The sequence below is a fragment of the Duganella hordei genome (assembly GCF_040369125.1).
Lineage (GTDB): Bacteria > Pseudomonadota > Gammaproteobacteria > Burkholderiales > Burkholderiaceae_D > Rugamonas > Rugamonas hordei.
Genome location: NZ_BPWI01000001.1, coordinates 579,153 through 591,159, shown reverse-complemented (window position 1 = coordinate 591,159; position 12,007 = coordinate 579,153). Strand labels below are relative to the sequence as shown.

General features: G+C 62.3%; 13 protein-coding genes and 1 pseudogene. 13 read left to right on the top strand and 1 reads right to left on the bottom strand.

The genetic code is table 11. The annotated features are described in order from the left end of the window. Positions 1-2 precede the first annotated feature (2 nt). The 7 genes and pseudogenes from ABWW33_RS02520 (at position 3) to ABWW33_RS02495 (ending at position 5,628) form a co-directional block, all read left to right on the top strand. Complete coding sequence (locus ABWW33_RS02520) at positions 3-836, top strand: CheR family methyltransferase (RefSeq protein WP_353398500.1); 834 nt, start codon at positions 3-5, stop codon at positions 834-836. Continuing rightward, positions 833-1,384: a chemotaxis protein CheD gene (locus tag ABWW33_RS02515; RefSeq protein WP_353398497.1), complete on the top strand. Its 552-nt coding sequence runs from the start codon at positions 833-835 to the stop codon at positions 1,382-1,384. Before ABWW33_RS02520 ends, ABWW33_RS02515 begins: the two co-directional genes overlap by 4 nt. Continuing rightward, positions 1,371-2,285, top strand: a pseudogene (locus ABWW33_RS33110) (chemotaxis protein CheW); the annotation flags it as partial. The gene ABWW33_RS02515 and the pseudogene ABWW33_RS33110, both read left to right, overlap by 14 nt. A gap of 51 nt (positions 2,286-2,336) precedes the next feature. Beyond that, entirely contained in the window at positions 2,337-2,876 is a 540-nt protein-coding gene (locus tag ABWW33_RS33105; RefSeq protein ID WP_444550980.1) for a chemotaxis protein CheW, read from the top strand. Positions 2,877-2,942: 66 nt separating this feature from the next. Beyond that, positions 2,943-3,635, top strand: coding sequence for a DUF4197 domain-containing protein (locus ABWW33_RS02505; RefSeq protein ID WP_353398492.1), 693 nt, complete (start codon positions 2,943-2,945; stop codon positions 3,633-3,635). A gap of 116 nt (positions 3,636-3,751) precedes the next feature. Continuing rightward, positions 3,752-4,195, top strand: coding sequence for a MarR family winged helix-turn-helix transcriptional regulator (locus ABWW33_RS02500; RefSeq protein ID WP_353398489.1), 444 nt, complete (start codon positions 3,752-3,754; stop codon positions 4,193-4,195). Then, the gene (locus tag ABWW33_RS02495; protein WP_353398486.1) at positions 4,192-5,628 is read left to right on the top strand and encodes an MDR family MFS transporter; all 1,437 of its coding nucleotides are present in this window, start codon (positions 4,192-4,194) and stop codon (positions 5,626-5,628) included. The genes ABWW33_RS02500 and ABWW33_RS02495 overlap by 4 nt, the downstream gene beginning before the upstream one ends. A gap of 6 nt (positions 5,629-5,634) precedes the next feature. Here the strand turns inward: ABWW33_RS02495 and ABWW33_RS02490 are convergent, their stop codons facing one another. Then, positions 5,635-7,281 carry a 3-(methylthio)propionyl-CoA ligase gene (locus tag ABWW33_RS02490; RefSeq protein WP_353398483.1) on the bottom strand — a complete coding sequence of 549 codons (1,647 nt, stop codon included), beginning with the start codon at positions 7,279-7,281 and terminating at the stop codon, positions 5,635-5,637. A gap of 145 nt (positions 7,282-7,426) precedes the next feature. Between ABWW33_RS02490 and ABWW33_RS02485 the strand changes: the two genes are divergently transcribed. From ABWW33_RS02485 to ABWW33_RS02460, 6 genes are all read left to right on the top strand, one after another. Then, on the top strand, positions 7,427-8,893 hold the full coding sequence (locus tag ABWW33_RS02485; RefSeq protein ID WP_444550979.1) for a protein adenylyltransferase SelO: 1,467 nt from the start codon (positions 7,427-7,429) through the stop codon (positions 8,891-8,893). A gap of 14 nt (positions 8,894-8,907) precedes the next feature. Further along, positions 8,908-9,306, top strand: a complete 399-nt coding sequence (gene msrB / locus ABWW33_RS02480) for a peptide-methionine (R)-S-oxide reductase MsrB (RefSeq protein ID WP_176650632.1) — start codon at positions 8,908-8,910, stop codon at positions 9,304-9,306. 9 nt (positions 9,307-9,315) lie between these two features. Beyond that, positions 9,316-9,945 carry a septation protein A gene (locus ABWW33_RS02475; RefSeq protein WP_176650631.1) on the top strand — a complete coding sequence of 210 codons (630 nt, stop codon included), beginning with the start codon at positions 9,316-9,318 and terminating at the stop codon, positions 9,943-9,945. Then, a complete protein-coding gene (locus ABWW33_RS02470) occupies positions 9,942-10,226 on the top strand; it encodes a BolA family protein (protein WP_353398479.1) in 285 nt (94 codons plus the stop codon). Before ABWW33_RS02475 ends, ABWW33_RS02470 begins: the two co-directional genes overlap by 4 nt. A 122-nt stretch (positions 10,227-10,348) precedes the next feature. Then, positions 10,349-11,128: a peptidylprolyl isomerase gene (locus ABWW33_RS02465; protein ID WP_176650629.1), complete on the top strand. Its 780-nt coding sequence runs from the start codon at positions 10,349-10,351 to the stop codon at positions 11,126-11,128. Positions 11,129-11,228: 100 nt separating this feature from the next. Next, positions 11,229-12,005, top strand: a complete 777-nt coding sequence (locus ABWW33_RS02460) for a foldase protein PrsA (protein ID WP_176650628.1) — start codon at positions 11,229-11,231, stop codon at positions 12,003-12,005. The last annotated feature ends 2 nt before the right edge of the window (positions 12,006-12,007 follow it).

Here is a 12,007-nt window from a genome sequence, read left to right as displayed (position 1 = left end):
CCGTGGACAGCAGCGCCGGACTGAACCCGGCGACGCTGAGCGCGCTGATCGCGCTGGTGCGCAAACACACCGGCATCGCGATGACGGAGCGCAAAAGCGTGCTGCTGGAGGGGCGCCTGCGGCCAAGGATGCAGGCGCTGGCGATAGGCAGCTACCAGGCCTACCTGGACAAGGTGGAACAGGACCGTTCGGAGATTCCGCACTTTATCGACCTGGTGACCACCAACGACACGCTGTTCTTCCGCACGCCGCAGGTGTGGGACTACGTGGAGCAGGTGTTCCTGCCGCAATGGTGGCAGGCGCAGCCGGGCGGATGCCTGAAGGTCTGGTCGGCGGCGGCGTCCAGCGGCGAGGAACTGTATTCGATGGCCATGCTGTGCGAGGAATTCCAGGCGGCCCACCCCGGCTTCACCTACCGCATCCATGCGACCGACATTTCGCGGCAGGTGCTGGAGCAGGCGCGCGCCGGCGACTATGCCGGGCGTTCCGTCGAACGCATCCTCAGCACGCATCCGGACTGGGTGAAAAAATATTTCAAGCCCGGCAGCAAAGGCCTGCAAGTGGTGGATGCATTGAAAAGGAACGTCGAGCTGGCGCAGCACAACCTGCTGGCGCCGCTCAAGCCGCACAAGAAATTCGACCTGGTGTTCTTGCGCAACGTGCTGATCTACTTTGACCAGGAGCACCAGGAAACGGTGTTGCAGCAGGTCCGCCACAGCATGACGCCCGATTCGCGCCTGATCCTGGGCGAGTCCGAGTCGATCCGCGGCCTCAACCTGCCCTACCACTGCGAGCGGCCGATGGTTTATACGATGGATAAGCGAGCAACGCCGTGATCACACACCACATCATTCCCAATCCGCGCGCCGGAGCGCTGGGCCCCGGCCCGGCGGTGCCGCCGCAATGCCTGCAGGTGACCATGGGCAAACTGAAGATAGGCGCCCGCACCGGCCAGCTGCAAGCCCTGCTGGGCTCCTGCATCGGCATCGGCTTCATCTGGAGAAAGCGCGGCCGCTGCGGACTGGCCCATTGCCTGCTGCCGGAAGCGCCGGAATTGCAGGCTGAACTGGGCGCGCGCTACGTCAGCCAGGCGGTGCCGTCGCTGCTGATGATGATGGGCGCCACCGAAGCCGACTATCCCGATATCGAGGTGATCGTGGCGGGCGGTGCCAACATGCTCGGCAACTACACCAGCCGCTTGCAGATTGGCACGCAAAACGCCGCAGCCGCCCACAAATACCTGAGCCTGCACGGCTTGACCGTGCGCTATTGCCGCGTCGGCGGCGAGTGCGGCCGCACCATGACCATCGATTGCGCCACCCACAGCTACGCCATCTGCGAGATCGGCAACCATCCACAGGACCTCCGCCATGCAAGCAACTGACAGCGCCACCGAATTGTTCGGCTCCTTTGTGCTCGGCGCGGATGAATTCGCGCTGCCCGCCAGCTGTATCCGCGAGGTGGTCAATTTCCCGGACAAGGTCAGCGCGCTGCCGCTGTCGCCGAAGTTCCTCGAAGGCGTGTTCACCCTGCGCGGCGCGGTGATCCCGGTGGTCAACCTGGGCCGCGTGTTCAGCGCGGACGCGCGCGGCGCCGAAGCCAGCGACAAGATCGCCATCCTCGACTTCCAGGGCGTGCTGGTCGGCATCCTGTTCCATGCCACCGGCGAGATCCTGCGCGTGCGGCGCGAGCAGCGCAGCACGCTGAGCTACGCCAACGGCGACGCCCACGGCGTGGTGGCCGGCACCATCCTGCTCAGCGACGGCGCCCGCCTGGTGCAGGTGCTGGATCCGGCCGCGCTGGTGCGCATCGAGAACGTGCCGCAGGTGTTGGCGCTGCAGGGAGCCGGCAGGCAGGCGGCGCAGCGCAGCCAGGGCGAGCGGCGCCAGTGCGTCAGCTTCCGCGTCGGCGCGTCGTCGTTCGCGTTCGAGATGAGCGCGATCCAGGAGATCATCCGCGTGCCGGAACTGCAGGCGTCGATATTGAACAGCGCGCTGTGCCTGGGCCGCATCAATTTTCGCGGCAGCCAGGTGGCGGTGGTCGATTTCACCGCCCTGCTGAGCGCAGCGCCAACCACGCGCGAGCTCCATGCCGACCAGCGCATCGTCATCGCCCGCATCGACGACGCAACCATCGGCTTCCTGGTCGACTCGGTCGACAGCATCGTCAACTTCTACAGCGAAGAGCTGATGGCGATACCGCTGCTGAGCAAGGCGCGCGCCGGCATGTTCGGCGGCTGCATCGCCAAGCCGGGGCTGGGCGACATCATCTTCCTCAATCACCGTGAAATCTTCAGCAGCACCGAGATCCAGGAAATGCGCACCGGCCACGCCAACCTGTATCCCAAGGACCAAACCGGCACGACGCCGGCGCGGCAGCAGGATGCCAAGCGCAGCCAGCGCCAGGTCTACATCACCTTCGCGCTGGAGAACACCTACGCGGTGGAGATCAAGCAGGTGCGCGAGATTATCGATTTTTCCGACGACATCACGCGGCCGCCGGGCATGCCGGACTTCATGCGCGGCATGCTGAACCTGCGCCAGCAAATGATCAGCGTGATCGACTTGCGCAGCCTGTACCGGATGCCCGCGCTGGAGCACAGCGGCCAGGCCAAGATCCTGGTCATCGAGCGCGGCGAAGAACTCTACGGCCTGATGGTGGACGCCGTCGAGAACATCATGACGGTCAACGACAGCCGGCGCTTCACGGCGCCCAAGATGATGCGCAACACCAGCGCGCAAGGCGATCCGCGCAGCGAGATGGAGGAAGTCATCGATATCGAGGGCGACGGCGACAACCACCAGACGCTCAGCGTGTTCGAGTGCGGCCGCCTGCTGCAACGATTGGCACGCGAGATTCCGGCGCTGGCGGCATGAGCGCCGCTGGAGTAAAGTGGGACCGTGCCGGCAGCCGCCGGCGGCTTACTTTTTCCGAGGTTGACTATGTCCATGCCACGCCGCGCCATCGCCGTGTTGATTCCCCTGAGCCTGCTGGCCGCCAGCGCCTATGCGCTGTCGCTGGCCGATTTGACCAACCAGGACGCATCCGGCGGCTTGAAGGCGGCGCTGGAACAGGGCTCTTCGATGGCGGTCTCCAAGCTCGGCACGGACGGGGGTTTCCTGAACAACGCCAAGGTGCGCATTCCGCTGCCGAAGATCCTGGAGCAGGCGCGCCCGCTGCTGAAGATGACCGGCAAGGGGCAGCAGCTCGACGACCTGGTGGTGCAGATGAACCACGCGGCCGAGGCGGCCGTGCCGATGGCCAAGCCGCTGCTGCTGGACGCGGTCAAGTCGATGACGGTCACCGACGCCAAGAACATCCTGACCGGCGGCGACACTTCGGTGACCGACTTCTTCCGCGAGAAGACCTCGCCCAAGCTGGCGGTGCAGTTCCTGCCGATCGTGAAGAAGGTCACCGACCGCTCCGACCTGGCCAACAAGTACAACGCCACGATGGCGCTGGCGCCGAAAATGGGCATGCTGGCCAAGGACCAGAGCACGGTCGAAGGCTACGTCACCCAGCGCGCGCTGGACGGCCTGTACACGATGATAGGTGAAGAAGAAAAAGCCATCCGCGCCGATCCTCTCGGACAGGGCAGCAAGCTCATAGGAAAAGTGTTCGGCGCCCTCAAATGAAGCAGTAAAGAACGTCTCCTCCCCTCGCCCGGCCGCCGCCGGGCTTTTTTTGCCTTGAAATCCGGCGGCGTCAGCGTTAAGATAGATAGGTAACCTACCTATCTTTACTCTATCCCATGGAAAAACCTGTTCCGCAAGAAGCCATCGCGCTGGCCGACGAGTTGCGCAACGTCCTGCATCACGTATTTCGCCGCATCCGCCATGAGGGCGACAGCGATCCGTCCGGCCTGTCGCTGCAGCACAGGATGCTGCTGTCGACCATCAGCCAGACGCCGGGCATCGGCGTGGCCGAGCTGGCGCGCATGGAAAAGCTGCGCGGGCCGACCATGAGCGGCCACATCAAGGCACTGGAAGCGGCCGGACTGATACGGCGCGATACGCCCGATCCGGAAGACCGCCGCCGCAGCGGCCTGCTGCTGAGCGAACACGGCGCCGCCGTGCTGGCAGACATCCGCAACCGCCGCCGCGACTGGCTGGCGCGCAAGCTGGCGCAGCTGCCGCCGGAAGGCGCGCAGGCGCTGCGCGACGCACTTATTTACCTCAACGAGATCGGCGAATGACCACTTCCACCGCACCTGCCACGGCAAAAGAAATCCGCGTCATCTACCTGGGGCTGGTCATCATGATCGCCCTGTCCGCGCTGGACCAGAGCATCGTCGCCACCGCGTTGCCGCGCATCGTATCGGACCTGGGCGGCATGACCCATCTGTCGTGGGTGGTGACGGCCTATGTGCTGGCATCGACCGCCACCATGCCGCTGTACGGCAAGCTCAGCGACCAGTACGGCCGCAAGCCGCTGCTGTACACCGCCATCATCACTTTCCTGGCCGGCTCGATGCTGTGCGGCCTGGCGCAGAACATGTTCCAGCTGATCGCCTTCCGCGCCATACAGGGCCTGGGCGCGGGCGGTTTCCTGCCGCTGGCGCAGATCGTCATCGGCGATTTGATACCGCCGGCCGAACGCGGCAAGCGCCAGGGCAGCATCGCCGCCGTGTACGCGGTGACCAGCGTGCTGGGGCCGGTGTTGGGCGGCCTGCTGACCGACTGGCTGTCATGGCACTGGATCTTCTACGTCAACCTGCCGGTCGGCGCGCTGGCGCTGTACGTCATCGCCAAGTCCATGCACGGCGACCGTCCGCACCACGCGCACAAGATCGACTACCTGGGATCGGCGCTGATGACCGGCGCCGTGACGGCTGCGCTGCTGGTGCTGGCGCTGGGCGGCACCGAATGGCCGTGGGATTCGCACGAAGTGAAGTTCCTGAGCCTGCTGTCGGCGGCACTGGCGGCCGCGTTGCTGGCCCACGTGCGCCGCGTGCCCGAGCCGGTGCTGCCCCCTGACCTGTTCCAGAACCGCGTGTTCAACGTGGCCAGCATCGTGCTGGCGCTGACCTTCGTCGGCATGATGGGCTCCAGCGTGTTCTTCCCGCTGCTGTTCCAGATGGTGATGGGCGTCAGCCCCGCCAACTCGGGCCTGCTGACGATGCCGATGATGGTCGGCCTGGTGATCTCGTCCACGCTGAACGGCCGCGTGCTGGCCAAGTCGGGCGGCCGCTACAAGCCGGCGCAAATCATCGGCCTGAGCCTGGCGACGCTGTCGTTCGGCGTGCTGGCCTGGTCCATCTCGACCTCGGCCGGCTACATGGTGCTGGAGCCGGCCATTTTCGTGCTCGGCGCCGGCCTGGGGCTGGTGATGCCTAACATGACGATGGCGGTGCAGAACGCCCTGCCCGCCACGCGGCGCGGCGTCGGCACGGCGATGCTGGCCTTCTTCCGTTCGCTGGGCGGCCTGGTCGGCGTGACGGGGTCCGGCGCGATCCTGGCGCAGCGGCTGCACGGACAGGCGGCGACCGCCGACGTCTATCGCCATGCGATCGCCAGCATCTTCGCCACCGGCACCGTGCTGGTCGGGCTGGGCTTGCTGATGCTGTATTTCCTGCCCGAGCTGCCGCTGGCGACCCACACCGCGGAGCACGCCGGGATGGCAAAATAAATTGGATCAGGCGCCGGGCAGCTTGTGGTCGCGGTACTGCTCGCGCAGCTTGTTTTTCTGGATCTTGCCGGTGCCGCCGACTGGCAAGGCATCGGCGAACACCACGTCGTCCGGCAGCCACCACTTGGCCACCTTGCCGGTGAAATGGGCCAGCAACTCTTCACGGGTTACTTCCTGCCCGGGCCGGCGCACCACCACCAGCAGCGGCCGCTCGTCCCATTTCGGATGGGCGACGCCGATGCAGGCCGCCTGCATCACCGCCGGGTGCGACATGGCGACGTTTTCCAGGTCGATGGTGCCTATCCATTCGCCGCCGGACTTGATGACATCCTTGCTGCGGTCGGTGATCTGCATGAAGCCATCGACATCGATGGTGGCTACGTCGCCGGTCGGGAACCAGCCATCCTCCAGCACGTCGCCGCCCTCGTCCTTGAAGTAGCGTGCCACCACCCACGGCCCCTTGACCAGCAGGTGGCCGTAGCTGACGCCGTCCCACGGCAATTCCTTGCCGTCGTCGTCGACGATCTTCATGTCGACGCCGTAGATCGCATGGCCCTGCTTTTGCAGGATCTTGCGCTGCTCCGCCTTCGGCAGTTCCAGGTGCTTGCACAGCAGGCCGCCGGTGGTGCCCAGCGGCGACATCTCGGTCATGCCCCAGCCATGGATGACCTCGACGCCGAACTCGTCGATCAGCGTGTTCATCATCGCCGGCGGACAGGCCGAACCGCCGATCACCGTGCGGCGGAAGGTGGAGAACTTCAGCTTGTTCTGGATCGCGTAGTTGAGCAGGCCCAGCCACACGGTCGGCACGCCAGCCGAGAATGTGACCTTTTCGCTTTCCATCAGGTCGTAGACCGACTTGCCGTCCAGCGCGCCGCCGGGGAACACCATCTTGGCGCCCGACAGCGGCATCGAATACGGCAAGCCCCAGGCGTTGACGTGGAACATGGGCACCACCGGCATCACGGTGTCGCGCGACGACACGTTGAGCACGTTGGGCAGCGCCGACGCGTAGGCATGCAGCACCGTGGAGCGGTGCGAGTACAGCACGCCCTTCGGATTGCCGGTGGTGCCGGAGGTGTAGCACAGCGTGCTGGCGGAGTTCTCGTCGAACAGCGGCCACCGGTAATCGTCCGAGTGGGCGTTGATCAGGTCCTCGTAGGACATCAGGTTGGGGATCTGGCTGTCGGCCGGCAGGCGGTCGGCCTCGCCCAGCAGGATGAAGCCCTTGATGGTCTTGCAGTGGGGCGCGAACGCTTCCACCAGCGGCAGGAAGCAAAAATCGAACAGCAGGTACTGGTCTTCGGCGTGGTTGCAAATGTAGGCCAGCTGTTCGGGATGCAGGCGCGGATTGATCGTATGCAGCACGGCGCCGGAACCGGACACGCCGTAGTAGGCCTCCAGGTGGCGGTAGCCGTTCCACGCCAGCGTGCCGACGCGCTCGCCCATGCGCACGCCCAGGCCCTGCAGCGCGTTGGCCAGGCGCTTGGCGCGCTGGTGGCAGTCGCGGAAGGTGTAGCGGTGCAGGTCGCCCTCGACGCGCCGCGAGACGATCTCGCTGTTGGCGTAGTGGCGGGCGGCGAATTCGAGGATGCCGGACACCAGCAGTGGCTGGTTCATCATCTGGCCCATCAATGGACTCTGGGGATACATGGCTGCCTCGGGAAAAGTTAATTTTATATGAACAAGTTTGTGGCGCGGCCGCGCTCAGCGTCAATGGTTTTCGATGCTGCATTGCAGCAGCCATGGCGTGCGGTAAAATTGACGGCTTACGCCCTTACACAGAACGGGAACCGCCATTACTGCCTCAAAACTGCCGCTGGACAATTCCTTCGCGTCCCTGCCGCCCGCCTTCTACACCCGCCTGATGCCGACGCCGCTGCCGGCGCCGTATCTGGTCGCCGTCAGCGCGCCCGCCGCCGACTTGATCGGACTCACGCCGGCCCAGGTCGCCGACGGCCTCGACGTCCTGATCGGCAACGCCGCGCCGGAGCGCGCGCTGCCGCTGGCTGCCGTGTATTCCGGCCACCAGTTCGGCGTCTGGGCCGGCCAGCTGGGCGACGGCCGCGCCATGCTGTTTGGCGACGTCGCCACCAACGAAGGGCCGATGGAACTGCAATGGAAAGGCGCCGGCCTGACGCCCTACTCGCGCATGGGCGACGGCCGTGCCGTGCTGCGCTCGTCGATCCGCGAATTCCTGTGCTCCGAGGCGATGCATGCGCTGGGCATTCCCACCTCGCGCGCGTTGTCGGTGGCAGGTTCCGACCAGGGCGTGATGCGCGAGACGGTCGAGACGTCGGCCGTGGTGGTGCGCATGGCGCCGACCTTCGTGCGCTTCGGCTCGTTCGAGCACTGGTTTTACCGCAAGAAGCCGGAAGAATTGAAGATACTGGCCAATTACGTCATCGACCGCTTCTATCCCGAGCTGCGCGACGCGGAAAATCCGTACCAGGCCTTGCTGGCCGAAGTCTCGCGCCGCACCGCGCACATGATCGCGCAATGGCAGGCGGTCGGCTTCATGCATGGCGTGATGAACACCGATAACATGTCCATCCTCGGCCTGACGCTGGACTACGGCCCGTTCGGCTTCATGGAAGCTTTCGATTCCGACCACATCTGCAACCACACCGACCAGCAGGGCCGCTATTCGTACTCGAACCAGCCGCAGGTCGGCCACTGGAATTGCTACGCGCTGGGCCAGGCGCTGCTGCCGCTGATCGGCGAAGTGGAAGCGGCGCAGGCCGCGCTGGACGTTTACCAGCCCGAGTTCGCCGCAAAAATGGACGAACTGCTGCACGCCAAGCTGGGCCTGGCCACGCTGGAGCAGCACGCCGACGCCGACCGCGCGCTATTCGACGCCATGTTCGCGCTTATGCACGCCAACAGCGTCGATTTCACCCTCTTCTTCCGTCGTTTGAGCGGCATCAAGGCGACCGACGCCAGCGGCGACGAACCGCTGCGAGACCTGTTCATCGACCGTCCTGCCTTCGACGTCTGGGCGCTGCAATATCGCGCCCGCCTGCAGGCCGAGTCCAGCGACGATGCAAGCCGCAAGCTTGCGATGGACCGGGTCAACCCCAAATACGTGCTGCGCAACTACCTGGCCCAAGTGGCTATTGAAAAAGCGCAAAATAAGGACTTTACTGAAGTTGAGCGCCTGCTGTCAGTTTTGCAGCGCCCATACGACGAACAGCCCGAGCACGAACAATACGCAGCCTTGCCCCCAGACTGGGCAAGCCACCTCGAAGTCAGCTGTTCCTCTTAAGCGAGCACTAAGCCATGACAAATAAAGTCACCAAATCCGACGCCGAATGGCGCGCCATGCTGGATCCGATGGAATATCAAGTCACGCGCCACGCGGCTACCGAACGCGCTTTCACCGGCAAGTTCTGGGATCATCACGAACACGGCATCTACACCTGCGTATGCTGCAATACGCCGTTGTTCCGTTCCGACGCCAAATTCGACTCGGGCTGCGGCTGGCCCAGCTACTTCGAGGCGCTCGATCCGGCCAATGTCATTGAAAAAACCGACCGTACGCATGGTATGCTGCGCACCGAAATCATTTGCGCGGTCTGCGATGCGCACTTGGGTCACGTGTTCCCGGACGGCCCGCCGCCGACCGGGCTGCGTTATTGCATCAATTCCGCCTCTTTACGCTTTGATCCACAAGACTAATAAGACATTATGAAATTTCTGTTCGACCTGATCCCGCTGCTGCTGTTCTTTGTCGCCTACAAGCTGTCGGGCTGGAACGCGGACGCAGCCCAGCACTTCATCAACACCTACCTGAGCGGCATCGTCTCTGGCGGCACGGTCACCACCGAGCAGTCGCCGATCGTCATCGCCACGCTGGTCGGCATCGTGGCGACGATGGGCCAGATCGGCTACGTCAAGGCGCGCGGCCGCAAGGTCGACTTCGTGCTGTGGTTTTCGCTGGCCATGTTTGTCTTCTTCGGCGGCCTGACGATATACCTGCACGACGAGGATTTCATCAAATGGAAACTGAGTATCGTGTATTGGTTCTTTGCCTCGGGCCTGCTGGTGAGCGAGTTCGTCTTTAAAAAGAACCTGATGCGCAAATCGATGGAAGAAATCATCCAATTGCCGGACCTGATCTGGGCCCGCCTGAATCTGGCCTGGATATGTTTCTTTATCGCAATGGGCTTCCTGAATTGGTATGTCGCCTTCGTCTTGTTTAAAGGCGACACCAGTTCATGGGTCAGCTTTAAAGCCTTCGGCTCGACCGCCCTGATGTTTGTGTTTATTGTTGCGCAAACGATTTATCTGTCGCGCCACATGAAGGATGAAGCATGAGCGACCTGACCAAGGACACGCGCATGGAGCGCATGCGCAGCCGCTTCGAGGCCGCTTTGACGCCGGTGGAGCTGACGCTGGAAGACGATTCCGCCCTGCACGCCGGCCATGCCGGGGCCGCCTCCGGTGGGGGTCATTACAACGTCAGAATTGTTTCGTTACAATTCGAGGGCCTCAAACTCGTCACAAGACATCGACTCGTGTATGATTCCGTGCACGATATGATGCATAAAGAAATTCATGCATTGGCCATTACCGCATTGGCTCCGTCCGAAGTATGATGTAACGCTTGGTGTGGGAACGGTTGGCGTCGTCGAAAATAATTGAGCACAAAGACAGATAGCTGATCCAACTCCTACCGCCCGGCAATTTCGCTAAAACTTTCCCCTTACAGGAATTAATAATGACTTTCAAGCCAGCCAGTTTGCTGATTGCACTTCTCGCCGTTATCGCCGTACCTGCTTTCGCACAAAACGTTGCCGTAGTTAATGGCAAAGCCATCCCAACGTCGCGCGTCGACGCCGTGGTCAAGCAAGTCGTTGCTCAAGGCCAGCAGCCTGATTCGCCACAACTGCGCGAACTGATCAAGAAAGACCTGATCGGCCGCGAAGTGATGATGCAGGAAGCGGAAAAACAAGGTTTCGGCAAGGACGCAGCGGTCAAGGCGCAAATCGAAAACGCCCGTCAAGCCATCATCATCAACTCGCTGATCGGCGACTACGTCAAGAAAAACCCGGTGTCGGACGCCGACATCAAGGCTGAATACGACCGCTTCACCGCTCAGGCCGGCGACAAGGAATACCACGTCCGCCACATCCTGCTGGGCACCGAAGCCGAAGCCAACGACGTGATCGCCAAGATCAAGGGCGGCGCCAAGTTTGAAGACCTGGCAAAAACCTCGAAAGACACCGGTTCGGCAGCCAATGGCGGCGATCTGGACTGGGCCTCGCCTTCGTCCTTCCCACCAGCGTTCTCGGCCGCCTTCGTGGCCCTGCAAAAAGGCCAGGTCACCGAGAAACCAGTGCAGACCCAGAACGGCTTCCACGTCATCAAAGTGGACGACATCCGTCCAGCCAAGCTGCCTACCCTGGAAGAAGTGAAACCGCAAATCGCGGAAGCGCTGACCCAGAAGAAACTGCAGGCTTACCAGGAAGAACTGGTCAAGAAAGCAAAAGTGCAGTAATGTTACAAAAGGCGGCGCCCTGCGGGGCGCCGTTTTTGATTTTGCGTTGGTACAATGCACCGCCCGAGTGCGATTTCTTGATTTTTTATAGGATTTAATAATGATGTTGAAGCCAGCCCGCCTGTTGTTAGCACTGATCGCTGTCGTTGCAGCTCCGGTATTCGCGCAAAACGTCGCGACCGTCAATGGCAAGGCTATTCCTGCCTCCAAGGTAGACCAGATGGTCAAGCAAGTCGTCGCCCAAGGCCAGCAGCCTGACAGCCCGCAACTGCGTGAAATGGTCAAGAAAGAACTGATCGGCCGCGAAGTGATGATCCAGGAAGCGGACAAGCAAGGCTTCGGCACCAAGCCGGAAGTCAAGGCCGCGATTGAAAACGCCCGTCAAAGCATTATCATCAATGCGATGCTGGCTGATTACGTAAAGAAAAACCCAGTCAAAGATACTGAAATCAAAGCTGAATACGACAAGTATAAAGCAGCGATGGGCGACAAAGAATATCACTCGCGTCATATCCTGGTCGCCACCGAACAGGAAGCCAAGGATATTATCGCCAAGCTGAAAGCCGGCGGTAAATTCGAAGAATTGGCTAAAGTGTCGAAAGACGGTTCGGCCAATAACGGCGGCGACCTGGGCTGGATGACCCCAGGCAAACTGGTCAAGCCTTTCGCTGATGCGATGGTCGCACTGAAAAACGGCGAGATTACCCAAACCCCGGTTAAAACCGAATTCGGCTATCACGTGATCAAGCTGGAAGAATCCCGCGCGACCAAACTGCCGGCACTGGAAGAAGTTAAAGGCCAGGTTGCAGAAGCCCTGCAACAGCGCAAAATCGCCGCTTATCGCGACGAGCTGAGCAAGAAAGCCAAGATCCAGTAATA